This is a genomic window from Kitasatospora sp. NPDC088351 (genome assembly GCF_040685575.1).
Taxonomy (GTDB): Bacteria; Actinomycetota; Actinomycetes; order Streptomycetales; family Streptomycetaceae; genus Kitasatospora.
Window position 1 is genome coordinate 56973 of sequence record NZ_JBFBIL010000026.1, and the last position, 23695, is coordinate 80667.

The following is a 23695-nucleotide window of genomic DNA, read 5'->3' on the forward strand; positions in this document are numbered from 1 at the left end:
GCGCCGGTATGGCAGAATGGACAGCTGAGTACTCGGCAGCCGAGACAGGACCCCTCTCTCCTACGGCTGGCGTGTCCCTTGAACGGCCCGCCCCGCAACCCCACGCGACGGCAGGGCTGCTCACCCACGTCAACACCAGGAGAATCCACTCCCGTGGCAGTCAAGATCAAGCTCAAGCGTCTCGGCAAGATTCGCTCCCCGCACTACCGCATCGTCGTCGCCGACGCGCGCACCAAGCGTGACGGTCGCGCGATCGAGGAGATCGGCATCTACCAGCCGACCTACGACCCCTCGAAGATCGAGGTCGACAGCGACCGCGCCCAGTACTGGCTGTCCGTCGGCGCCCAGCCGACCGAGCCGGTGCTCGCCATCCTCAAGCTGACCGGCGACTGGCAGAAGTTCAAGGGCCTGCCGGCTCCGGAGCCGCTGAAGGTCGCCGCGCCGAAGGTCGAGGACTTCTCGCACCTGTTCGCCAAGGCCGTCGCCGGCTTCGAGGACGCCACCACCGGTGTCGCCATCACCCCGAAGGCCAAGAAGTCGGACAAGGCCGAGGCTGAGGCCGACGCCGCCGCCGAGGCCTGATCGTGATCGAGGACGCCCTCGACCACTTGGTGAAGGGCATCGTCGAGCACCCCGATGAAGTGCAGGTGCGCTCGCGCAACCTGCGGCGGGGCAACACCATCGAGGTGCGCGTGCACCCCGATGACCTCGGCAAGGTGATCGGCCGGGGCGGCCGCACGGCGCGCGCACTGCGCACCGTGGTCGGCGCCCTCGGCGGTCGCAACGTCCGGGTCGACCTGGTCGACGTGGACAACATCCGCTGACGCGGCTGCTCGTTCAGCCGTCAGGCTTGAGGCCGGCCGGGACGTATGTCGTCCCGGCCGGCCTTTCTTTCTCTCCGGTTCCAGCCTCTTCTTGTCAGCCTTCCTTCTCTTCAGCCTTCTTTCTCTGCCTTCCCTAGCACTCATCCAGGAGAACGATCACCGTGCAGCTCGTCGTCGGCAAGATCGGCCGCGCCCACGGCATCAGGGGGGACGTCAGCGTCGAGGTCCGCACCGACGAGCCGGAACTCCGGCTCGGACCGGGTGCCGTCCTGCTCACCGACCCCGCGTCGGCCGGGCCGCTGACCGTCGAGTCCGGCAAGGTGCACAGCGGCCGGCTGCTGCTGCGCTTCGCCGGCGTCAAGGACCGCAATGCCGCCGAGGCGCTGCGCGGCACCATCCTGATCGCCGAGGTCGACCCGGAGGAGCGCCCGGAGGATCCGGAGGAGTTCTACGACCACCAGCTGATCGGTCTGGACGTGGTGCTGCTCGACGGCACCCTGGTCGGTGAGCTGACCGAGGTCGTCCACCTGCCCTATCAGGACCTGCTCACGGTGAAGAAGCCCGACGGGACCGAGGTGCTGGTGCCGTTCGTCACCCGCATCGTGCCGATCATCGACCTGGAGAACCAGCGCGCCGTGATCGACCCGCCGGGCGGGCTGATCGACTCCGAGCAGGCCGAGGTCGCCCGGGGCGACGGTGCTGACGGTGTTGGGGGCGACGCTGCTGAGGGCGACGGTGCTCAGGGCGACGGTGTGCGAGACGGTTCGGAGGCCGCGGAGTGAGCTCCGACGAACGTGAGCAGGGGCAGGGGCAGGGCGCGGCGCAGGAGCCGAGGCCGGAGTCCGGGCCGGTGGCCGCGGTGCAGAGCGGGATGCGGATAGACGTCGTCACGATCTTCCCCGAGTACCTGGAGCCGCTGAACATCTCGTTGGTCGGCAAGGCCCGCGCTCGTGGCCAGCTCGATGTGCACATCCACGACCTGCGCGGCTGGACGTACGACGTGCACCGGACCGTGGACGACAGCCCGTACGGCGGCGGCCCCGGCATGGTGATGAAGCCCGAGCCGTGGGGCGAGGCCCTGGACGCGGTGACCGCCCAGGGGCCCGAGGGCGAGGTGCCCACTCTGGTGGTGCCGACTCCCAGCGGGCGTCCGTTCACCCAGGAACTCGCGCAGGAACTCGCCGGGCGCCCCTGGCTGGCCTTCACCCCCGCTCGGTACGAGGGCATCGACCGGCGGGTGATCGAGGAGGCGGCCACCCGGATGCCGGTGGTCGAGGTGTCGATCGGTGACTACGTCCTGGCCGGCGGCGAGGTCGCGGTGCTGGTGATGGTCGAGGCGATCGCCCGGCTGCTGCCCGGAGTGCTGGGCAACGCCGAGTCCCACCGGGACGACTCCTTCGCGCCCGGTGCGATGGCCGACCTGCTGGAGGGCCCGGTCTACACCAAGCCCGCCGAGTGGCGTGGCCGGACCGTGCCGGACGTGCTGCTCAGCGGCAACCACGGGCGCATTGCCCGCTGGCGACGCGAGCAGGCCTTCGCCCGCACCCTGGCCAACCGGCCGGACCTGGTGGAGCGCTGGCAGTACGGCGCCTTCGACAAGAAGGACCGTGAGGCCCTCAGCATCCTCGGACTGGCCTGGGACGAGCAGCTCGGCCGATTTCGGTCCGTGGCCGGTGATGTGGAAGAATAGGCCGCTGCTGTCTGTCGCTGGACTCCTTTCGTAGGGGTCACGTGGTCCGGTGCCCTCGCCACGGGGGGATCACCTCGGTCCGATGCGGCCCGCAGCAGACCCCATTGCGACGAACTTCCGTGGGCGGCCCGTGGCGCCTGCGATGGAGAGCAACATGAGCAACAAGCTCGCTGCTGTCGACGCGGCTTCGCTGCGTAGCGACATTCCGGCCTTCCGCGCCGGTGACACCCTGAAGGTGCACGTCCGGGTCATCGAGGGCAGCCGCTCCCGTGTCCAGGTCTTCCAGGGCGTCGTCATCCGCCGCCACGGCGCCGGTGTCGGTGAGACCTTCACCGTCCGCAAGGTCAGCTTCAACGTCGGCGTGGAGCGCACCTTCCCGGTGCACACCCCGGTCGTCGAGAAGATCGAGGTCGTGACCCGCGGTGCGGTTCGCCGCGCCAAGCTGTACTACCTGCGTGACCTCCGCGGCAAGGCCGCGAAGATCAAGGAGAAGCGCGACCGCTGATCCACCGGCCCCCGGCGCTGCCGGGGGATCGGAGCGCTCTAGGGGGCGCCGCTGCCGCAAGGTAAGCTCAGCCCCCGATGAGCACGCACGAACCACTCGCGGACCGCGACGGCAGTCCCGCACCCACCGGTGCGGACTCGCTGTCGCGGTCCGCGGCCGTTTCCGGGGGCGGGGCGGAACCGGCCGGAGCGGGTGTGGAGGCCGGGACGGCCGAGGTATCGGACGCCGGGCCGGCCGAGGCGCGGGACGTGGAGACGGGCGCCGGGCCGGAGACCGCCGGGCCGGGGGACGAACCCACCGCGGAGCCGGAGCCGGAGGCGCCGGTGCGTTCGCGTGGGCGTGACCTGCTTCTGCTGGTGGGTATCTGCCTGCTCACCCTGCTGCTGGTGAACGCTTTCGTGGCGCGGCCGTTCGCGGTGCCGTCCGGATCGATGGAGAACACCCTGCGCCCGGGCGATCGCCTGATCGCGAACAAGCTGGCCTACGCCTTCGGCGGCCACCCCCAGCGCGGCGATGTGGTGGTTTTCGACGGGACGGGCTCCTTTCTGCATGAGCCGGAGAGGTCGGCCGGGTTCTGGGACGGTCTTCGTTCGCTCGGCCAGGACCTCGGACTGGCACCGGCCGGGAACTCGGTCTACGTCAAGCGCGTCATCGGTGTCGGCGGGGACCGGGTGACCAGTACCGGTCCGGGTGGGCGGATCACCGTCAACGGGGTGCCGGTCGACGAGACGTCCTACCTCGCCCCGGGGGACGAGCCGTCGAGCGTGGCCTTCGACGTGGTGGTGCCGGCCGGCAAGCTGTGGGTGATGGGCGACCACCGGAGCGACTCGCGCGACTCGCGTGACCACCTGGGCGAGCCCGGCGGAGGCTTTGTCCCGGAGCGCAGGGTGATCGGACGGGCGGACTGGGTCGTCTACCCGATCGGCCACTGGACCAGCCTGGACCGGCCGGCGGCGTTTGCCGCGACAGGGGGGACGGGTGGACATGGGGACCAGAGGTAGAGGCCGGCTGGCCGACCGTCCCGCCCCCGAGCCCTCGGGCAGCCCGGAGGAGACACCCGCCCAGGAAGCGGCGCCACCGGTACGCGGCCGGGCCGAGCGCCGCCGCACCGCCCGCCGGGCGGCCCGCCGTCGCAGACGTTCTCTCCTGCGCGAGCTTCCACTGATCGTCGTGGTGGCACTGCTGGTGGCACTGGTGATGAAGACCTTCATGGTGCAGGTCTTCGTGATCCCCTCGGGTTCGATGGAACAGACCATCCAGATCGGGGACCGGGTACTGGTGGACAAGTTCACCCCCTGGTTCGGCAATGAGCCGGAGCGCGGTGACGTGGTGGTGTTCAAGGACCCGGGTGGCTGGCTGGAGGCTGACCACAAGCCGTCCACGGACGGGCCGGTACTGCGCGGGGCCAAGCAGGTCCTCACTTTCGTCGGGCTGCTGCCGTCCGACAGCGAGCAGGATCTGATCAAGCGCGTGATCGGTGTCGGCGGGGACACCGTGGAGTGCTGTGACGCGCAGGGGCGGGTGAGCGTCAACGGCGCCGTGGTGGACGAGCCGTACCTGGCACCGGGGAACCCGCCGTCCCGCCAGCCCTTCAAGGTGAAGGTTCCGCAGGGGCGGCTCTGGGTCATGGGCGACCACCGGGACGTGTCCGCCGACTCCCGCTTCCACATGGCGAATCCGGGGCAGGGGACTATCCCGCTGAGCGGTGTGGTGGGCCGGGCTTTTGTGATCGCGTGGCCGTTGGACCGGTTCCATCAACTTGATGCACCGGGTTCACTCTCCTCAGTGGCGCGGGCTCCGGCGGCTCGCGGAGAAGCTTCGCGATTGCCGGGCGCTGGGCCGATTCCGATGGAACCTCCGCTCGTTATGGGTGTGTTGGGCATTCTTCCGTTTGTCGTCCGTCGATCGGCACGACCACGGGAGTAGGCCGTGCCGGTCGGCTACCAGCAAGATCACGCGTGTGGGATCGCGAGCCGGATGCCTGGGAGTGATAGAGAAGTGCTGGAGTGACCGGTGCACCAGGCCGGTTGTGTTCTGCGGCTGTGTTGGTGTCAGGTGTGCCCGACGCGGGCGGCTCTGAGACGTTCACGGCCGATGGTGGAGTGTGGTGCCCGCTGTGCGGCACTGTGAGCGCGGGCGCGCGGGCGTCCGCACAGCAGGGAGGAGACGTTGTGGGGGATTTGGTGATCGGCGCCCGCTCAGGCGCCGGAGAGCCCGAGGGCTCCGGCAGCCGGGCGGCCCGGTCCGCCGAGTCCGCGGTGCCCTCGGCTCCCGCCGAGGACACGGCGGCCCCGTCCGCAGACGAACCGGCCGACGATACGGGTGACTCCTTGGGTGCCTTCCGGGTCGAGCCGGGTTCGGAGGACGAGCCGTCGGACGAGAAGTCCGTCGGCGAGGAGCGCAAGCAGCGTTCCTTCTGGAAGGAACTGCCGATCCTGGTCGGTATCGCACTGGTCCTGGCTCTTGTGATCAAGACGTTCTTCGTCCAGGCGTTCTCCATTCCGTCGGAATCGATGCAGAACACGCTTCAGGTAGGCGACCGTGTCCTGGTGGACAAGCTGACTCCGTGGTTCGGGGCCGAGCCCGAGCGCGGAGAGGTCGTGGTGTTCCACGACCCGGGCGGCTGGCTGAACGACGAGCCCGTCCAGCAGAGCAGCAACTCCTTCGTCCGAGGCATCCAGGACGTGCTCAGCTTCGTCGGCCTGATGCCCTCCACGAACGAGAAGGACCTGATCAAGCGCGTCATCGCGGTCGGCGGGGACACCGTCGAGTGCGAGGGCGAGGGCCCGGTCAAGGTCAACGGGGCCGTGCTCGACGAGCCGTACGTCTTCGCGGGCAACACCCCCTGCGGTACGAAGCCCTTCGGCCCGGTGAAGGTGCCGCCCGGTCGGATCTGGGTGATGGGCGACCACCGCGCGGACTCCCTGGACTCCCGCTTCCACATGGACCAGCCGGGCGGCGGCACGGTTCCGGTGGACGAGGTGATCGGGCGTGCCTTCGTGGTGGCCTGGCCGGTCAACCACTGGTCGACGCTGCCGGTACCAGACACCTTCGACCAGAAGGGGCTGTCGGGGGCCGCGCCGCTCGTGCCCCCCGTGGCCGGCGCCGTCGGCGCGGTCGGTCTGCTCCCGGTGGTACGCCGGCTGAGGGACCGGGCGGACCGAAAGAAGCAGTCCTGACCGTTACCGGGTAGCCCCCGGGTCTTGCGCGGGCCGTGGTACCGACGAGTAATCTGCTCGGACGTGCCACGGCCCGCCGGGTTTCCCGCCTGTGGCCCCGGTGCGTCGCGAGCGCTTCCAGGTCGGGCAGGGGTGGACGGTGTCGATGAGCAGTGTCGTGGAACAGGTGGCCGACCGCCCGCCGGCCGCCGCCCGGCCTCGGCGCCGGCCCGCCGCCGTGCTGCAGGGCGCGGTGATCGCGCTGGGACTGGTCCTGCTGGTCGGCGGCTTCGCGGTCATGGCCCTGGACTACCGGCCCTACAACATCCCGACCGCGTCCATGACCCCCACGCTCAAGGTCGGGGACACCGTTCTGGCCCGGAAGATCGATGACGGCGCCGTCGGCCGCGGTGACGTCGTGGTCTTCCGTGACCAGGTCTGGGGCGGCGAGCTGATGGTCAAGAGGGTCGTCGCGGTGGGCGGCGACACGGTGGCCATCACCGGAGGCGACCACCGGCTGACCGTCAACGGCAAGCCGGTGGACGAGCCCTACCTGGCTGCGCAGAGCGCGGAGAGCGGCACGTTCAGCGTGGAGGTGCCGCCCGGGCGGCTGTTCCTGCTCGGCGACAACCGGCAGGGATCGCTGGACTCCCGTGCCCACCTCGAGGTGGACGGGGGAACGATCCCGGCCGGCGAGGTGCAGGCCCGGGTCGAGTCCACCGTCCTGCCGTTCGGTCGGGCGGGCATGTTCGCCAGGACCTCGGCCTTCGATGTGATTGGTGGCCCGAAGGCCGGTGAACCGGGCCCGCTGGAGCCGGCCGCCTACGCCACCGTTGTAGGCGCGGCGCTGATCGTCGTGACCTCGGCGGTGGGCGGCGTGGCGGGCCTGACCCGTCGGCTCCGGAACCGCCGCGCGTCCTGAACCCGGGTGCCGCGGCCCTGGACCTGCCCGCTCTGCCGAACATCGCCCCGGACGGTCGTGCCGGGTGGCAGGATCGGGAGAGCCACCGGGGCGAACGGAAGGAGTGTGGAGATCTGCCATGACGGCACGGCGTCGCAGAGCGGCGAGGATCCTGTTGCTGGACGGGCAGGAGCGCCTTCTTCTCTTCCGGGGGTCCGACCCGGCGGTACCGGGTGTCACCTGGTGGTTCACCCCGGGGGGTGGCTTGGAGCCCGGCGAGGGCGTGCGCGAGGCAGCCGTACGGGAGCTCGCGGAGGAGACCGGACTGCGGGGCGTGGAGCTGGGGCCCTTGGTGGCGTACGGCACGGCTTCGTTCTCCTTTCGGGGGCAGCACTACGAGCAGGAGCAGTGGTTCCACCTGGCCCGGACCACGGACACGGTGCTCGACCACTCGGGCATGGGCGACGACGAACACGCCCAACTGCTCGCGGCGCGCTGGTGGACGATCGAGGAGCTCAGGGAAACCGCCGAGACGGTCTACCCGGTCGGACTGGCGGACTTTGTGGAGCAACTGTTGGCCGAGGGGCCGCCAGTCACTCCAGTACGGCTCTGAGGGTGGGTGCGGTGGTCCACAATGGGTGGACGTGACAAGTTGAGGGGACGCCTGGATGAGTGCCGAAGATCTCGAAAAGTACGAGACCGAGATGGAGCTCAAGCTCTACCGGGAGTACCGGGACGTCGTCGGCCTGTTCAAGTACGTGATCGAAACCGAGCGGCGTTTCTACCTCACCAACGACTACGAGTTGCAGGTGCACTCGGTCCAGGGCGAGGTCTTCTTCGAGGTGTCGATGGCGGATGCGTGGGTCTGGGACATGTACCGGCCGGCTCGGTTCGTCCGTAAGGTCAGGGTGCTGACCTTCAAGGACGTGAACATCGAGGAGCTCGCGAAGAGTGATCTGGAGCTGCCCTCGGACGACGCCGGCTTCGGGAACTGACGTTGGACCGTCTGGGCCGGTGGTGTCCAGAGGAATTCCGAGTATTCCGGGATTCTCACCCCTCCAGGTGACAGAAGTTATCCACAGGCCCTGGTTATCCACAGGAAATAACAACTCTCTGGTCTGGTCCCGGGCTGCGCGGCAACCTCCACAGCGGAGGTGGTCATCGTGCAGGACACGAAGCGCTCCCCGCGCAAGCAGACAGCGAAAGCCCGGCTGGACGGGCAGCCCAGACGGAAGACAGTGCGGCCGGCGGACGGAGGGTCGCCGACCGCCGTCGGGCCTGCTCCGCCGCGCCCGGAGAAGAACAGCCCGGGGCGCAGTACCAACAACGGCCTCGGCCGCTATGGCGAAAGGGTCGCCGCGCGCCGCCTCGCCGAGGACGGGCTCCGCATCCTGGACCGCAACTGGCGGTGTGTCGAGGGGGAGTTGGACATCGTCGCCCTCGACGGCGACACCCTGGCGGTCTGTGAGGTGAAGACCCGCTCCGAGCGGGGGTTCCAACAGCCCAGCGAGGCCATCGACCAGGCCAAGGCCGCTCGGCTGCAGCGCCTCGCGGAGCGCTGGATGGCGGAGCGCTGGCCCGGCCACTTCGCCAGGCTGGCCGGCTCCGAGTACCAGCCCGAGCCCGGTAACGGGCCTGCGGATCCGCCATGGCCACCTGTGCCACCCGGTGGCGTCCGCATCGACCTCGTGGCCGTCATCAACCGGTTCCGCGGCGCGGCCCTGGTGGACCACCTGCGAGGGGTGGTCTGAGATGGCATTCGCTCGTACCTGTTCCGTGGCACTGGTCGGTGTCGACGGAGTGATCGTCGAGGTCCAGGCCGATCTGGAGCCAGGAGTCGCCGCGTTCACCCTTGTCGGCCTGCCCGACAAGGCCCTCTCCGAAGCCCGCGACCGGGTGCGTGCGGCCCTGGTGAACAGTGGCGAGGCCTGGCCCCAGCGCAAGCTGACCGTCGGACTCAGCCCCGCCTCGGTGCCCAAGAGCGGCAGCGGCTTCGATCTCGCGGTGGCGTGTGCCGTCCTCGCCGCTGCCGAGCGGCTGGATCCGTCCTCCATCGCCGACCTGCTGATCATCGGCGAGCTGGGGCTGGACGGCCGGGTGCGGCCGGTACGCGGTGTGCTCCCCTCGGTGCTGGCCGCCGCCGACGCCGGGTACCAGCGGGTCGTGGTGGCCGAGCAGACGACCGCCGAGGCCTCACTGGTCCCGGGCGTGACCGTCATCGGCGTGCGCAGCCTGCGCCAGCTGATCGCCGTCCTCACCGGGGCACCCGAGCCGGAGGAACCGCCCGACCCCATCGGCGGCCGCCCCGACCCCCTGATGGCCGGGCTCATGCTCCCCAGCGCGGGTGTGCGAGGCCTGCCCGATGACAAGTCGGCCTATATGGACCTGGCCGATGTGGCGGGCCAGTACGAGGCCCGGAGAGCGCTGGAGATCGCCGCCGCCGGAGGCCACCACCTTTATTTGAAAGGCCCGCCGGGCGCAGGCAAAACGATGCTGGCCGAACGGCTGCCCGCGCTGCTCCCGCCGCTCACCCAGAAGGAGTCACTGGAGGTCACCGCCGTCCACTCCGTGGCGGGACTGCTCCCAGCCGGCCGGCCGCTGATCGACAGCGCGCCCTACTGCGCCCCGCACCACTCCACCACCATGCCGGCGATTGTCGGCGGTGGCAGCGGCCTGCCGCGACCGGGTGCGGTCTCACTGGCCCATCGAGGCGTCCTGTTCCTGGACGAGGCACCGGAGTTCCCGGTCCGGGTGCTCGACGCGCTGCGTCAACCGCTGGAGTCGGGCGAGGTGGTGATCGCACGTTCGGCGGGTTCGCTCAGACTCCCGGCCAGGTTCCTGCTCTGCCTGGCGGCGAATCCGTGCCCCTGCGGCCGGCACTCGCGGCGCGGCGAGGGGTGCGAGTGCACCCCGGTGATGGTCAGCCGGTACCAGGGGAGGTTGTCCGGGCCGCTACTGGACCGGGTCGATCTCCAGGTTCAGGTCGCCCCGGTGACCAGGATCGAACTCATGGAGCGGGACAGCACGGCGGAGACCACCGAGACCGTGGCGGCCCGGGTGCTGGCGGCGCGCGAGCGTGCGGCGACGCGGCTGGCGAACACCCCGTGGCAGACCAATGCCGAGGTGCCCGGTCATGAACTGCGTACCCGCTGGCAGCTCGCGCCCGGCGCACTCAACGACGCCGCGCGCCAACTGGAGCGCGGGTTGCTGACCGCCCGCGGCCTGGACCGGGTGCTCCGGGTGGCCTGGACGGTCGCCGACCTCGCGGGTCGAGACCGCCCGGACCAACGGGACGTGCGGACCGCCCTCGTCCTGCGCACCGGCGTCGAGCAAGGGCTGCCGGCGGAGCGCTCCTTCCGTCAGCTCAGTCGCGTCCCGGAGCAGGGAGGCGGGCGGGGCGAGGAGAAGCCCACCCGGCCCGGCCCGGCCGAGCGTGGCATCTGACCAGTGTGCAGAGAACGAGGACACCGCAAGTGAACCGGACGATGAACCACCCTCAACCTCCCTCCCAGAGCGCCTCGCGGACCGAGCCCGAGCGCTGCGCCAGGGCCGTGCTCAGCAGGCTCAGCGAACCCGGAGACGCCGTCCTCGGCCGATGGCTGTCCCAACTCGACGCCGCCGACGTGGTTCAGGCGATCCGGGGCGGTCCTGTGCCCGACCACCCCGGGCTGGACGCCGGCCGACTCGCCGGCTACCGGGCCAGACTCGCGGACGTCGACCCCGCAGACGACCTGGAACGGGTACGAGTGGCCGGTGGGCGCTTCATCATTCCGGGCGACATGGAATGGCCGAGCCAACTGGACGATCTGGGGGACGGGCGGCCGATCGGGCTCTGGGTGGCCGGGACGGGCTCGCTGCGACTGCTGGCTCTTCGCTCGGTCGCCGTGGTCGGCTCGCGGGCCTGTACGGCCTACGGGGCGTATGTCGCGGGGGAGCTGTCGGCTCAACTGGCCGAACGCGGGTGGGTGGTGGTCTCCGGTGCGGCGTACGGGATCGACGCGTCCGCCCATCGAGGAGCGCTGGCCGCCGGCGGAATGACGATGGGGGTCCTCGCCTGTGGCGTGGACGTGGCCTATCCGAGGGGAAACGCCGAGCTGATCAGGCGGATCGCCGCCCAGGGGCTGCTGCTGAGCGAACTCCCGCCGGGGGAGCACCCGAACCGCTTCCGGTTCGTGCTGCGCAACCGTGTCATCGCCGCCCTCACCCGGGGGACGGTGGTGGTCGAGGCGGCGATGCGCAGCGGGGCGCTGAGTACAGCCAGGCGCGCCCGCGACCTCAACCGGTACACCATGGGTGTCGCCGGGCCGGTGACGTCGGAACTCTCCGCCGGAGTGCACGCCCTGATCCGTAGCGGTGGCGCCACCCTGGTCACCGACGCCGCGGAGGTGGCCGAGTTGATCGGTGCGATCGGCGACGATCTGGCGCCTCAGCGGAGCGGCCCGGTTCTGCCCCGGGACTTGCTGGAGCCGGCTGTGGCACAGGTGCTGGAGGCCGTGCCGGCGACGGCAGAGGGGGCGCCCGTGGAGCGGTTGGCCCGGCAGTCGGGGCTCTCGCCGGACGAAGTGCTCCAGCGGCTGTACGAGTTGGGATCGCTCGGCTACGTGGAGCGGCACGGCGCCCATTGGCGGCTGGTGCGGAGGAGGTGACCAGACGGACGAGAGGGCATTGGACCAGACGCACGGTGAGGGAACGGGGCGAGGCATCGCGGGGAGCCAGGAGACGGGGCAACGAGGGGTGACCCGGTGGCCGGGCCGATCGGCCGCAGGCACCGGGATCCGGGGAGGGGGAACGCCACCGGATCGGGGGACGACCGAGTGGCGGTAGCGCATTGCAGTGAGTCGGTCACGCTACGCTCGCCCTGTCTTCCCTATCAGCACATGACTCGGCAGAACGGCGCAGACCAACGCATGCCCACACACATTCCCGGACACAGAGTGACCGGTGGCGCCCGGTCCTCGGGCGGGCCGCGGACCGAGCGGCGCCCCGTGACCGAGTTCCCGCCCAAGGCGACGGGCGCGATGGGGGGCCTCGCACGGCAGGCCGGTCGGTCGGCGTCGGTGCCCGGCCAGTCTGCCGACGCGGCCGCCACCGCAGCGGGCACCGAGGCGGACCCCCCGCCCGGCGCTTCGTCGACGGTCTGTCCCCCCTCGGCGGGGCGGGAGGACCAGAGCGGCGGAGCGCACGTCGCGGCACAAGCCGGCGCGCGCCCCGACCAGCCCGGCGCGCCCGGCGTGACCGGGGCGGGTCCGGCGCGTTCTTCCTCGGGCGCGCCCGGGCAGCGCCGGGAGGCGGACGGTCAGGAACGCACGGCGCTCGAAGCCCTCTGGCGCTCCTACAAGGGGACGGGTGACCAGCGGCTGAGAGAACAGCTGATCCTGCACTACTCACCCCTCGTGAAGTACGTGGCGGGCCGGGTCGGGGTCGGACTGCCGTCCAATGTCGAGCAGGCCGACTTCGTCTCCTCGGGCGTCTTCGGGCTGATCGACGCCATCGAGAAGTTCGACATCGACCGGGCCATCAAGTTCGAGACCTACGCGATCAGCCGCATCCGTGGCGCGATCATCGACGAACTGCGGGCGCTGGACTGGATCCCGCGCTCGGTGAGGCAGAAGGCGAAGGCGGTCGAGCGGACGTACGCGACGCTGGAGGCCCGGCTGCGCCGGACCCCGCACGAGCCCGAGGTCGCGGCCGAGATGGGCATCGCGATCGAGGATCTGCACGCCATCTTCAGCCAGCTGTCCCTCGCCAACGTGGTGGCGCTCGACGAACTGCTCCACCCGGTCGGTGAGGGCGGCGACCGGCTGAGCCTGGTGGACACCCTGGAGGACCACGGCGCGGACAACCCCGTGGAGGTGGCCGAGGACCGGGAGCTGCGCCGGTTGCTGGCGCAGGCGGTCAACACCCTGCCCGAGCGGGAGAAGACCGTGGTGACGCTCTACTACTACGAGGGGCTGACCCTTGCCGAGATCGGGCAGGTCCTCGGGGTGACGGAGAGCCGGGTCAGCCAGATCCACACGAAGTCGGTTCTGCAACTGCGCGCCAAGCTGTCCGACATCCGCTAGAACGCGCCGTAGGTGGGTGGCGACTGGTGGGTGGCGAGCGGCGCCGGGCGTGCCGCATACGCCGCGCCGTGCTCCTGCGGCTCCCCCCGGATGCGCGGCGCCGTATCGGCGGTGTGTAGGGCTCCGTAGAGTGGGATCGTGCCGAAGATCCGAGCGGCCACTTTGGCCGAGCATCGCCAGCTGCAGCGGGCAGCCCTCCTCGACGCTGCCCGCAGCCTCCTCACCGAGGGAGGCATGGAGGCCCTGACCTTCCCCGCGCTCGCGGCGCGCACCGGCCTGGCGCGTTCCTCGGTCTACGAGTACTTCAGGTCGCGTGCCGCAGTGGTGGAGGTGCTCTGCGAGGTGGACTTCCCGCTCTGGGCGGCCGAGATCGAAGCAGGCATGGGAAGCTGCGACACCGCGGCCGGCCGGATCGAGGCGTACGTCCGGGGCCAGCTGGCGCTGGCCGGGGACCCGCGCCACCGGGCGGTGGCGGCCATCTCGGCGCTGGAGCTCGACGAAGCGGCGCGCGAGCGCATCCGGGCCGCGCACGGCAAGCTGGTCGGCCTGGTGGTTCAGGCGTTGGAGGACCTCGGTCACGAGCAGCCCCGCCTGGCGGCCGTGCTGCTCCAGGGAATCGTGGAGGCCGCCGTCCGGCGGGCCGAGCAGAGCGCCGCCAGAGGCCCCGCCGAGAGCCCGGAAGTCGTCGCGGACGCCGCCGTCGCCCTCGCCCTCCACGGCTTGGGCCGGAGCTGACCCACTGCGGCCGGTACGGGCGGGGATCGCGGGTCACGGATCGGTGCCCAGCGACCGAGCGGTGGACCGCGGTCCACCGCGTCCGGACCGATGGACCAGGTCCACGGCAGGCTCAAGGCCCGCCACACCACCTGCTTCACCGCCCGCCTACCAGGGGCAGCAGTCGTGCCGCGCCCGCACCGAACAGGGCCAGCGGGTCGAGATACCGCTCGCCACGCAGCAGTCCCCAGTGCAGACAGCCACCGTCGGCGCAGTGGCCGGGGTCGGGGCCGAGCTGCCCGATCACCTGGCCGGCCTCGACCGGAGTACCCACGGCGACGGTGCCGGTGACGGGCAGATAGGTGGTACGCAACGGGGGAGTGCCGGAAGCCGGGTGCGTGATCGTGACCACTGGTCGGCCCGCCACGAGGCCGGAGAAGGCGACCACCCCCGGGGCCGCCGCCCGCACGTCCGTTCCGGGCCCGGCCGCGAGATCCACGCCCCGGTGTCCGGCGGCCCACGGCTTCTCCGGTGCCTCGAACCGTCTGACAAGCGAGCCCGGCCCGCCCGTCGGCCATGCCCGCCGCGCCCCGGCGTCGGAACCGAGGCCGCGAGCGCGACCGCGGCCAGGACCGGTCTCAAGGCCGGGATCCGCTCCCGATCCAGCCGCAGTCCCCACCCCGGGTGCCGTCTCCGACGCCCGGTCCGACCGGGGAGCCGCGCGGCCCACCCGTCCGGGCAGGGCGACCAGCGCAAGTACGGTCAGCACCAGCAGCGTGAGCAGCAGCACCCGGCGGGTGGGACCAGGCCCTGGCGGCGGAAGCGGCAGCACGGGGCCGGTCCGCCGCCCCGACGCGGAGCCGACGGGAAGGGAACCGGCCGAGGGGGAGCCGGCGCTGGCCGCGGCGAAGGAGCCGCCAGAGCCGGGATGAGCTGTCATGGGGACGAGGCTCCCCGCCGGACCGTGACCGGACCACTCGCGTCCCGATTCCTGTGGACAAACCGGCCCTGTGGAAAACATTCGTCCCTCAAACGGGCGTACGAAGCCACCCGCCACCCCGCTCCACCCCTCCAAACACCCGTCTGCACCCGCCCCACCCGCACCCCCGCCCGCCGCGGAGTCGCCCGCCGCTCGGCGCTTCCCGTACACTTCACACGCGACCCGGTCCGCCGGGTCGACTTCGCACGCCCCGCCACCGGTGGACGGATGCGGCTCAGCCGCCGCCCTCGCCAGGTGCGAGTGCCGCTCGGTCTGCCGAGCCCGCCCGGTCCCCGGACCGCAAGGGCAGAAGCAGCTCGGCACGTTCGGGGCGTCAGGCGTGGCTGTCACCTGGCTGCCACGGACAAACCGAGCCTGACCCGGCCGTACGCAGACGACCGAGCGGGGAGCGCCACCGCGCGAACCACGACGTCGACTGCGTGAGAGCCGGGCGCAACACCTTAGGAGTACGGCTATGGCCGTCGTCACGATGCGGGAGCTGCTGGAGAGCGGCGTCCACTTCGGTCACCAGACCCGCCGCTGGAACCCGAAGATGAAGCGCTTCATCATCACGGAGCGCAACGGCATCTACATCATCGACCTCCTGCAGTCGCTGAACTACATCGACCGCGCCTTCGAGTTCATCAAGGAGACCGTTGCCCACGGCGGCAGCGTCCTCTTCGTCGGCACGAAGAAGCAGGCCCAGGAGGCCATCGCCGAGCAGGCCACCCGCGTGGGCATGCCCTACGTGAACCAGCGCTGGCTCGGCGGCATGCTGACCAACTTCTCGACCGTCTACAAGCGTCTGCAGCGCCTCAAGGAGCTCGGCGAGCTGGACTTCGCGGATGTGGCCGGCTCCGGCCTCACCAAGAAGGAGCTCCTGGTCCTCCAGCGCGAGCACGACAAGCTGGAGAAGACCCTCGGTGGTATCCGCGACATGCAGCGCGTTCCCAGCGCTGTCTGGATCGTGGACACCAAGAAGGAGCACATCGCGGTCGGCGAGGCCCGGAAGCTCAACATCCCGGTCGTCGCCATCCTCGACACCAACTGTGACCCCGACGAGGTCGACTACAAGATCCCGGGCAACGACGACGCGATCCGCTCCGTCACCCTGCTGACCCGCGTGATCGCCGACGCCGTCGCCGAGGGCCTCAAGGCCCGCGCGGGTGTCGCCAAGGGCGACGTCAAGGCCGAGCCGGGTGCCGACCAGCCGCTGGCCGACTGGGAGAAGGACCTCATCGAGGGCGAGAAGAAGGCTGAGGAGGCTCCGGCCGCCGAGGCCCCCGCCGCCGCCGAGGCTCCCGTCGCTGAGGCCGCTGAGGCCGCTGCCGTCGAGGCTCCCGCCGCCGACGCTCCGGCCGAGCAGGCCTGACGTACCAAGGGTGAGGGGCACCCGCCGGTACGACACCGGTAGGTGCCCCTCTCTCCCGTGCCGGGACCGAACCAGCGGTCCCGGCGCAACCCCACGCAGACACGCGAGACGCGAGAAGAGATTCACACCATGGCGAACTTCACCGCCGCGGACGTCAAGAAGCTCCGTGAGCTCACCGGCGCCGGCATGATGGACTGCAAGAAGGCTCTGGAGGAGGCCGAGGGCGACGTCCAGAAGGCCGTCGAGCTCCTGCGCATCAAGGGCCAGAAGGGCGTTGCCAAGCGCGAGGGCCGCGACGCCTCCAACGGCGCCGTTGCCGCGCTGATCGCCGAGGACAAGAAGGCCGGCGTTCTGGTCGAGCTGAACTGCGAGACCGACTTCGTCGCCAAGGGTGACAAGTTCGTCGAGGTCGCCGAGGCGCTCGCCGCCCACGTCGCCGCCACCTCCCCGGCCGACCTGGAGGCCGCCCTGGCCTCCGAGATCGAGGCCGGCAAGACCGTTCAGCAGTTCGTCGACGAGGCCAACGCGACCCTGGGCGAGAAGATCGTCTTCCGTCGCTTCGCCCAGTTCGAGGGCGACAGCTTCGTCGCGGTCTACCTGCACAAGACCAGCCCCGACCTGCCGCCGGCCGTCGGCGTCCTGGTCGAGCTGGACAAGGAGAACGCCGAGGTCGCCAAGGACGTCGCGCAGCACATCGCCGCCTTCGCGCCGAAGTACCTGTCCCGCGAGGACATCCCGGCCGAGGAGCTCGAGAACGAGCGCCGCGTCGCCGAGGCCACCGCTCGCGAGGAGGGCAAGCCGGAGGCCGCCCTCCCGAAGATCGTCGAGGGTCGCGTCACCGGCTTCGTGAAGGAGAACTCCGTCCTGGAGCAGGCCTTCGCGAAGGACAGCAAGAAGACCGTCGCCAAGGTCCTCGCGGAGAACGGCGTCGCCCTCAAGCGCTTCGCCCGCTTCCGCGTCGGCGCCTGAGCCACGTTCCACCGGGCTCCCAGCACGCTTAGGCTGGGAACCGCCCCCGCCCGCTGACCAGGGCGGGAGGAACGCGCCGAACGGGCTCACCCAGCGTCATCCGTCTATGGGCGGGCCGCGTCGGCACCATGAACGACGAGGAGGCCATTGCCGTGCAGGACACCGTACCGGTTCCCGCGGCAGTGGCCTCCTCGCGTGTACGCGCAGGCCGGGCATCCGCACACCCGCGCCTGTGAACCAGTAGGTGCAGAAGGAGAAGTCCATGCAGGAGACGCAGGAGACCGCGCAGGACCCCCAGGCCGGCAGCCGCCGCCGGGTGCTGCTGAAGCTGTCCGGTGAGGCCTTCGCCGGTGGCGGCGGGCTCGGCGTCGACCCGGACGTCGTGCACGCGATCGCACGTGAGATCGCCACGGTCGTCCGCGCCGGTACCGAGGTCGCAGTGGTCATCGGCGGCGGCAACTTCTTCCGTGGTGCGGAGCTCCAGGTCCGCGGCATGGACCGGGCCCGTTCCGACTACATGGGCATGCTCGGCACCGTCATGAACTGCCTGGCCCTCCAGGACTTCCTGGTGAAGGAAGGCATCGAGACCCGGGTCCAGACCGCCATCACCATGGGCCAGGTGGCCGAGCCGTACCTGCCGCTGCGCGCCGTCCGGCACCTGGAGAAGGGCCGTGTGGTGATCTTCGGTGCCGGTATGGGCATGCCGTACTTCTCCACCGACACCACGGCCGTCCAGCGGGCGCTGGAGATCCACGCCGACGTGCTGCTGATGGGCAAGAACGGTGTGGACGGCGTCTACGACTCCGACCCCCGGACCAACCCGGACGCGGTCAAGTTCGACGCGCTGGAGTACTCCGAGGTCATCGCGCGCGACCTCAAGGTCGCCGACCTCACGGCGATCACGCTGTGCAAGGACAACAACCTCCCGATGCTGGTCTTCGAGCTGCTGGCGGAGGGCAATATCGCGCGCGCGGTGAAGAGTGAGAAGATCGGCACACTCATCAGCCAGGATTCTGTCCGGGCCTGAGCAGCAATCAGCCGTACCGGACGACGTCGACACCACGACCGGCCTCGACGCCGATACCGGTCGGGACAACAGCAGATGAACCGGACAGGGAGTACACAGTGATCGAAGAGACCCTCCTCGAGGCCGAGGAGAAGATGGAGAAGGCCGTCACCGTCGCCAAGGACGACTTCGCGGCGATCCGTACCGGCCGTGCGCACCCGGCGATGTTCTCCAAGATCGTCGCGGAGTACTACGGCGCCGTGACGCCGATCAACCAGCTGGCCTCGTTCTCGGTGCCGGAGCCGCGGATGGCGGTCGTCGCGCCGTTCGACAAGACCGCGCTGAAGGCCATCGAGCAGGCGATCCGCGACTCCGACCTGGGTGTCAACCCGTCCAACGACGGTTCCATCATCCGGGTGGTGCTGCCGGAGCTCACCGAGGAGCGCCGCCGCGAGTACATCAAGGTCGCCCGCGGCAAGGGTGAGGACGCCAAGGTCTCGATCCGTTCCGTGCGCCGCAAGGCCAAGGACGCCATCGACAAGCTGGTCAAGGACGGCGAGGTCGGCGAGGACGACGGCCGCCGTGCCGAGAAGGAGCTCGACGACACCACGGCCAAGTACGTGGCCAGCGTCGACGAGCTGCTGAAGCACAAGGAAGCCGAGCTGCTCGAAGTCTGATGAACGACGCCCCTGACGCCCCTGGCTACTGGGGCCCATCCGACCAGCAGTACCAGCCGTACCGCCCGCCGCAGCAGGCGCAGCCGCCGCAGAACCAGCACCGGCGGCCGCAGCAGCCGGGGCCGCAGCGGGCTCAGGAGTACCCCGGCCACCCGGGCGGCCAGGCCGCCTTCCCGGTCGCGCCGGCTGCTGCTGCGGGTGACCCCGCACACCGAACGGGTCACTCGCAGCAGCCTCCGGTGTACTGGGGCGGTGACGCGGAGGAGACTCAGGTCATGGCTCCCGTACCGGCCGACCCGGGGCCCGGCCCCGCGGAGGGGCCGGCCCGGGAGGCCGGGAGGCTGAGCGGCCCGCTGTTCCGGGACGAGCAGCCGGAGGCGCCGGTGCCGGGCGCGGCGGAGACGGTCGTGCTGCGCGCGATAACCGACGACGTCGCCCCCGGCCGCGGCGGTCGGCCGTACCCGGGAGCCCCGGTGCATCCCGCGCCGCCACCGAGCCACCCGGCGGCCGGGCAGCCCCACCTCGTGCCGACGTCCCATTCAGGGCAGGAGACACCTTTGGCCCAGCCCGATCCGCGGCCGCAGCCGCCCAAGCAGCGCGGCGGTCGCAACCTGCAGGCCGCGATAGGCGTCGGCGTCGGGCTCGGCGCGGTGATCGTCGCCTCGCTGTTCGTCGTGAAGGCGCTGTTCCTGGTCGTGGTGATGGCGGCCGTGGTGGTCGGCGTCTGGGAGCTGACCAGCCGGCTGGCCGAGCGCAAGGAGATCAAGGCGCCGCTGATCCCGCTGGCCGCGGGTGGCGTCGCGATGGTCGCGACCGGCTACTGGGCCGGGGTGCAGTGGGCCGCGGCCTCGCTCGCGCTGACCGGGCTGGCGGTGATGGTCTGGCGGATGGCCGCGCCGCCGGAGAACTACCTGCGGGACGTGACGGCGGGGATCTTCACCGCCTTCTACGTCCCGTTCCTGGCCACCTTCGTGGCGATGATGCTGGCAGCCGACGACGGTCCCCAGCGGATCGTGCTCTTCCTGATCGTCACGGTCTGCAGCGACACCGGCGCCTACGCCGTAGGCTACAAGTTCGGCAAGACCAAGCTGGCCCCGACCATCAGCCCGGGCAAGACCCGCGAGGGCCTGGCCGGCGGCATCGGCCTGTCGATGCTGGCGGGCGCCCTGCTGATGCAACTGATCATCGACGGCGGCAGCTGGTGGCAGGGCCTGATCCTGGGCGGCTGCGCGGCGGTCACGGCGACCCTGGGCGACCTGGGCGAGTCGATGATCAAGCGCGACCTCGGCATCAAGGACATGGGAACCCTGCTGCCCGGCCACGGCGGCATCATGGACCGGCTGGACTCGCTCCTGCCGACCGCTCCGGTGGTCTGGCTGCTGCTCGCGGCCTTCGTCGGCAGCTGAGCACCGCACAACCGACCGACGGGCCCCGGACGCCGAAGCGTCCGGGGCTCGCGCCGTTCGGGGCATCCGGAACGTCTGCGACACTGGAACAACCATGCCTAAGCCCGGAGAACTCACCTTTGTCGCGCCGCGTGGCGCCAAGCCCCCGCGACACCTCGCCGACCTGAGCCCCGCCGAGCGCAAGGAGGCCGTCGCCGAGCTGGGCGAGCAGGCCTTCCGTGCGAAGCAGCTCTCCAACCACTACTTCGGCCGGATGTCGAACGACCCGGCGAGCTGGACGGACATTCCCGCCGCCAGCCGGGAGAAGCTCACCGAGAGCCTGCTGCCCGAGCTGATGTCGGTGGTCCGGCACGTCTCGTGCGACGACGACACCACCCGCAAGACGCTCTGGAAGCTCTTCGACGGCACGCTCGTCGAGTCGGTGCTGATGCGCTACCCGGACCGGGTGACCATGTGCATCAGCTCGCAGGCCGGCTGCGGCATGAACTGCCCGTTCTGCGCGACCGGTCAGGCCGGTCTGACCCGGAACCTCTCCACCGGCGAGATCGTCGAGCAGATCGCCGCCGGGATGCGCGCGCTGAAGGACGGCGAGATCCCGGGCGGCGAGGCCCGGCTCTCCAACGTGGTCTTCATGGGGATGGGCGAGCCGCTGGCCAACTACAAGCGGGTGCTGTCCGCGATCCGCCGGCTCACCGACCCCGCGCCGGACGGCTTCGGCCTCTCCCAGCGCGGCATCACCGTCTCCACCGTCGGCCTGGTCCCGGCGATGAACCGGCTCGCGGACGAGGGCCTCAGCTGCCGCCTCGCGCTGTCGTTGCACGCCCCGGACGACGAGCTGCGCGACGAGCTGGTCCCGGTCAACACCCGGTGGAAGGTCGCCGAGGTGCTGGACGCGGCGTGGAACTACGCGGAGAAGTCCGGCCGCCGGATCTCCATCGAGTACGCGCTGATCAAGGACATCAACGACCAGGCGTGGCGGGCGGACCTGCTCGGCCGGCTGATCAAGAACCACCGGGTGCACGTCAACCTGATCCCGCTGAACCCGACCCCCGGCTCGAAGTGGACGGCCTCCCGGCCCGAGGACGAGCGCGAGTTCGTCCGCCGGCTGCAGTCGCACGGTGTGCCGACCACCGTCCGGGACACCCGTGGCCAGGAGATCGACGGGGCCTGCGGCCAGCTCGCCGCGGCGGGCTGAACCACCGGATCCTGAATCACGGCGGGCCGAACGCCGCCGGGCGAGGCGTCAGCGCAGCCCGGCGGCCGCGAGCGCGGCGGTCAGCCCGCCGGTGACCAGCAGGACCGTACCGACCGCGAGGGTACGCAGCGCGACGGCGCCGAACAGCAGCCGGGGCGAGGTGCCGATCCGCAGCAGTGCGGCGGTGACGTCCCGGCGGGCTGTGCGGACCTCGGCCAGCCGGGCCGCCACGGCCGCCGCCGCGCAGCCCAGCACCAGGCAGGCCTCGATCGCGGGCAGCGCGTCGGCGCTGTCGGGGGTGCCGATCCAGTAGCGGACGGTGGTGAGCACCATCGCGACCGCGAGGGTGAGCACGGCCAGCGGCGGCCCGAGCCGGCGGGCCTGCGCGGTCAGGCCCCGGCCGGCCAGCAGCCGCAGGGGCGTGGGCCGGCCGACCGCCAGCAGCCGCCCGGTCCAGGAGAGCAGCGGGCCGGTGAGCAGCGCGAGGCCGAGGGCGACGGCGGCCCAGCCGCCGAGCGCGGCGGTACTGGTGCTGCCGAGCCCGGCCGGGAGGTGGATCGGACGGCCGTCGGCGGCGGCGCCGGGCCGCAGGGCGATGAGCTCCAGGGCGAGGCCGAGTACGGCCAGGCCGATCGGCAGGGCGATCCGCAGCGGGCCGAAGCCGGACCGTGCGGGCCGGGGCACGCCGGGCAGGGTCTCGGCGAGTGGCACCGCGCCGGCCGCGGCGATCCCTGAGGTGAGCGGGACCAGGGCGAGCAGGGTGACCGGTGCGGCGGCGGGCAGCGGCACGCCCATGCCGAGCTCGGGGGCGAGCGAGGGACCGGCGATGTCATTGCGCAGGACCAGGAAGACCAGCAGGGTCAGTGCGCTTCCGACGGTGCAGGCGAGCGCGACCTCGCCGGCGATCAGGGCCCGGATGCGGGCGACACCCGCGCCGGCGGTGGTCAGGCCGGTGATCCGCTCGGGGCGCTGGGCCGGTACCGCGCGGGCGGCGACGGAAGCGAACCAGGCGACGGCGGCCAGTGGCGGCAGGCACCAGAGCAGCCGGACGACGGCGTCGGTGCCGCCGAGCGGGTCGCTCAGCGCCCGGCCGAGGGCGCGCAGCAGAAAGGCGGCGACGATCGCGCCGGCCAGGGCGGTGAGCAGCCAGCGGCCGAGGTCGAGCACCCGGTAGCCCCGGGCCAGACGGAGATAGAACACGTCGACTCTTTCAGCCGCGGGGCGGCGTCAGCGGCGGGTGGCCGATACGGCGGCGGCTCCGGCCGCTCCCGGTGTGCCGACTGTTCCGGGGGCTCCAGGGGCTCCGGGGAGACCGCGCGGGACGGGGGCGGCGGGGGCGGTCAGCCGGCCGTCGACGAGGGCGACGGAGCGGTCCGCGAACCGGACGAGCTCGGGATCGTGGGTGGCCAGGACGAGGGTGAGCTGGTGGGAACGGGCCGCGCTGGTCAGTATCCGCAGGACCTGGTCGGCGGCCTCGCGGTGCAGCGGCGCGGTGGGGTCGTCGGCGAAGACGACGGGCGGCAGCGGGGCGAGCGCGCGGGCGACGGCGATCCGCTGGCGCTGGCTCTGGAGCAGCCGGTCGGGCCGCTGCCTGGCGGCCTCGCCCACGTCGAGTCGCTCCAGCCACTCGTCGGCGGCGGTGTACGCGGCCTTGTTGCCGGCCCCGGCCAGCAGCAGGGGCAGCGCGACGTTCTCGCGGGCGGTCAGTTCGGGGACCAGGTGCGGTTCGGAGCCGACGAAGCCGAAGCGGTCGCGGCGCAGCCGCTCGCGGCCGGCCCGGGCCAGGGTGTGCACGGGGGCGCTGTTGAACCAGACCTCGCCCTCGTCGACCGGGAGGAGGGCGGAGAGACAGCCGAGCAGGGTGCTCTTGCCGGAGCCGCGCGGGCCGGTCACGGCCAGTACCTCGCCCTCCCGGACGCCGAGCGAGATGCCGCGCAGGGCCGGGGTGCCGTGATGGGACTTGACGATCCCCCGGGCCCACAGCACGTCGTTGTCAGGCGGGGCCGCTGACATGAGGTTCCATCCTGGGTGGCCGCAGGGATATGACACTCGTCAGATTAGAACGACTGGAGCCGGGCGCGGGTGCGGCGCACTGGTCCATAACGGGCAAATCGCCCGCAATCAGGCGTGTTTGGTCGGGGAGATCGTCCGAAAAAACCGGAGGGAGGCGGCCGGGAGGGGCCGCGAACGCCGAAGGGCGGTCCCGCGGGGAGCGGGACCGCCCTTCGGCGGAGGGT

25 protein-coding genes are annotated in these 23695 nt (G+C 71.3%); 22 read left to right on the forward strand and 3 right to left on the reverse strand.

Annotation, left to right across the window (positions count from 1 at the left end):
• The first annotated feature begins 153 nt into the window (after positions 1-153).
• From rpsP to AB0P06_RS19785, 16 genes are all read left to right on the forward strand, one after another.
• Positions 154-582, forward strand: a complete 429-nt coding sequence (gene rpsP / locus AB0P06_RS19710) for a 30S ribosomal protein S16 (RefSeq protein WP_363608934.1) — start codon at positions 154-156, stop codon at positions 580-582.
• A 2-nt stretch (positions 583-584) separates the two neighbouring features.
• Positions 585-824, forward strand: coding sequence for an RNA-binding protein (locus tag AB0P06_RS19715; protein ID WP_030056773.1), 240 nt, complete (start codon positions 585-587; stop codon positions 822-824).
• Between the two features lie 161 nt (positions 825-985).
• Complete coding sequence (rimM, locus tag AB0P06_RS19720) at positions 986-1606, forward strand: ribosome maturation factor RimM (RefSeq protein WP_363608936.1); 621 nt, start codon at positions 986-988, stop codon at positions 1604-1606.
• Positions 1607-1695: 89 nt separating this feature from the next.
• A complete protein-coding gene (gene trmD / locus AB0P06_RS19725) occupies positions 1696-2514 on the forward strand; it encodes a tRNA (guanosine(37)-N1)-methyltransferase TrmD (protein WP_363608998.1) in 819 nt (272 codons plus the stop codon).
• A gap of 154 nt (positions 2515-2668) precedes the next feature.
• Positions 2669-3019 carry a 50S ribosomal protein L19 gene (gene rplS, locus AB0P06_RS19730; RefSeq protein WP_363608938.1) on the forward strand — a complete coding sequence of 117 codons (351 nt, stop codon included), beginning with the start codon at positions 2669-2671 and terminating at the stop codon, positions 3017-3019.
• Positions 3020-3096: 77 nt separating this feature from the next.
• Positions 3097-4020 carry a signal peptidase I gene (lepB, locus tag AB0P06_RS19735; protein ID WP_363608940.1) on the forward strand — a complete coding sequence of 308 codons (924 nt, stop codon included), beginning with the start codon at positions 3097-3099 and terminating at the stop codon, positions 4018-4020.
• A complete protein-coding gene (lepB, locus tag AB0P06_RS19740) occupies positions 4004-4945 on the forward strand; it encodes a signal peptidase I (protein WP_363609000.1) in 942 nt (313 codons plus the stop codon). Before lepB (AB0P06_RS19735) ends, lepB (AB0P06_RS19740) begins: the two co-directional genes overlap by 17 nt.
• A gap of 245 nt (positions 4946-5190) precedes the next feature.
• Positions 5191-6198, forward strand: coding sequence for a signal peptidase I (gene lepB, locus AB0P06_RS19745; protein ID WP_363608942.1), 1008 nt, complete (start codon positions 5191-5193; stop codon positions 6196-6198).
• A gap of 145 nt (positions 6199-6343) precedes the next feature.
• Positions 6344-7099 (forward strand): signal peptidase I, encoded by a 756-nt coding sequence (lepB, locus tag AB0P06_RS19750; RefSeq protein ID WP_363608944.1) that lies wholly within the window; start codon positions 6344-6346, stop codon positions 7097-7099.
• A 118-nt stretch (positions 7100-7217) separates the two neighbouring features.
• Positions 7218-7691: an NUDIX domain-containing protein gene (locus AB0P06_RS19755; protein ID WP_363608946.1), complete on the forward strand. Its 474-nt coding sequence runs from the start codon at positions 7218-7220 to the stop codon at positions 7689-7691.
• Positions 7692-7746: 55 nt separating this feature from the next.
• Positions 7747-8073, forward strand: coding sequence for a DUF2469 domain-containing protein (locus AB0P06_RS19760; RefSeq protein WP_329929696.1), 327 nt, complete (start codon positions 7747-7749; stop codon positions 8071-8073).
• Positions 8074-8241: 168 nt separating this feature from the next.
• Complete coding sequence (locus tag AB0P06_RS19765) at positions 8242-8829, forward strand: YraN family protein (RefSeq protein WP_363608948.1); 588 nt, start codon at positions 8242-8244, stop codon at positions 8827-8829.
• Between the two features lies 1 nt (position 8830).
• A complete protein-coding gene (locus AB0P06_RS19770; protein ID WP_363608950.1) occupies positions 8831-10522 on the forward strand; it encodes a YifB family Mg chelatase-like AAA ATPase in 1692 nt (563 codons plus the stop codon).
• Positions 10523-10563: 41 nt separating this feature from the next.
• Positions 10564-11724, forward strand: a complete 1161-nt coding sequence (dprA, locus tag AB0P06_RS19775) for a DNA-processing protein DprA (protein ID WP_363609002.1) — start codon at positions 10564-10566, stop codon at positions 11722-11724.
• Positions 11725-12135: 411 nt separating this feature from the next.
• Entirely contained in the window at positions 12136-13140 is a 1005-nt protein-coding gene (gene whiG, locus AB0P06_RS19780) for an RNA polymerase sigma factor WhiG (RefSeq protein ID WP_363608952.1), read from the forward strand.
• 162 nt (positions 13141-13302) lie between these two features.
• A complete protein-coding gene (locus AB0P06_RS19785) occupies positions 13303-13875 on the forward strand; it encodes a helix-turn-helix domain-containing protein (protein ID WP_363609004.1) in 573 nt (190 codons plus the stop codon).
• Positions 13876-14011: 136 nt separating this feature from the next.
• Here the strand turns inward: AB0P06_RS19785 and AB0P06_RS19790 are convergent, their stop codons facing one another.
• Entirely contained in the window at positions 14012-14875 is an 864-nt protein-coding gene (locus AB0P06_RS19790; RefSeq protein ID WP_363608954.1) for a M23 family metallopeptidase, read from the reverse strand.
• 433 nt (positions 14876-15308) lie between these two features.
• Here AB0P06_RS19790 and rpsB point away from each other — a divergent pair, with 433 nt between their 5' ends.
• The 6 genes from rpsB to rlmN all read left to right on the forward strand — a co-directional run bounded on the left by rpsB (position 15309) and on the right by rlmN (position 21458).
• Positions 15309-16205 carry a 30S ribosomal protein S2 gene (gene rpsB / locus AB0P06_RS19795; protein WP_363608956.1) on the forward strand — a complete coding sequence of 299 codons (897 nt, stop codon included), beginning with the start codon at positions 15309-15311 and terminating at the stop codon, positions 16203-16205.
• A 129-nt stretch (positions 16206-16334) separates the two neighbouring features.
• Positions 16335-17174 (forward strand): translation elongation factor Ts, encoded by an 840-nt coding sequence (gene tsf / locus AB0P06_RS19800; protein ID WP_363608958.1) that lies wholly within the window; start codon positions 16335-16337, stop codon positions 17172-17174.
• Between the two features lie 262 nt (positions 17175-17436).
• Complete coding sequence (gene pyrH, locus AB0P06_RS19805; protein WP_148642763.1) at positions 17437-18201, forward strand: UMP kinase; 765 nt, start codon at positions 17437-17439, stop codon at positions 18199-18201.
• 98 nt (positions 18202-18299) lie between these two features.
• Entirely contained in the window at positions 18300-18857 is a 558-nt protein-coding gene (frr, locus tag AB0P06_RS19810; protein WP_363608960.1) for a ribosome recycling factor, read from the forward strand.
• A gap of 275 nt (positions 18858-19132) precedes the next feature.
• Positions 19133-20263 (forward strand): phosphatidate cytidylyltransferase, encoded by a 1131-nt coding sequence (locus tag AB0P06_RS19815; protein ID WP_363609006.1) that lies wholly within the window; start codon positions 19133-19135, stop codon positions 20261-20263.
• Positions 20264-20357: 94 nt separating this feature from the next.
• Positions 20358-21458, forward strand: coding sequence for a 23S rRNA (adenine(2503)-C(2))-methyltransferase RlmN (gene rlmN / locus AB0P06_RS19820; protein ID WP_363608962.1), 1101 nt, complete (start codon positions 20358-20360; stop codon positions 21456-21458).
• Positions 21459-21506: 48 nt separating this feature from the next.
• Here the strand turns inward: rlmN and AB0P06_RS19825 are convergent, their stop codons facing one another.
• Both AB0P06_RS19825 and AB0P06_RS19830 read right to left on the reverse strand, forming a co-directional pair.
• Positions 21507-22658 (reverse strand): hypothetical protein, encoded by a 1152-nt coding sequence (locus AB0P06_RS19825; RefSeq protein WP_363608964.1) that lies wholly within the window; start codon positions 22656-22658, stop codon positions 21507-21509.
• 27 nt (positions 22659-22685) lie between these two features.
• Positions 22686-23471 carry an ABC transporter ATP-binding protein gene (locus AB0P06_RS19830; RefSeq protein WP_363608965.1) on the reverse strand — a complete coding sequence of 262 codons (786 nt, stop codon included), beginning with the start codon at positions 23469-23471 and terminating at the stop codon, positions 22686-22688.
• Positions 23472-23695: the final 224 nt, after the last annotated feature.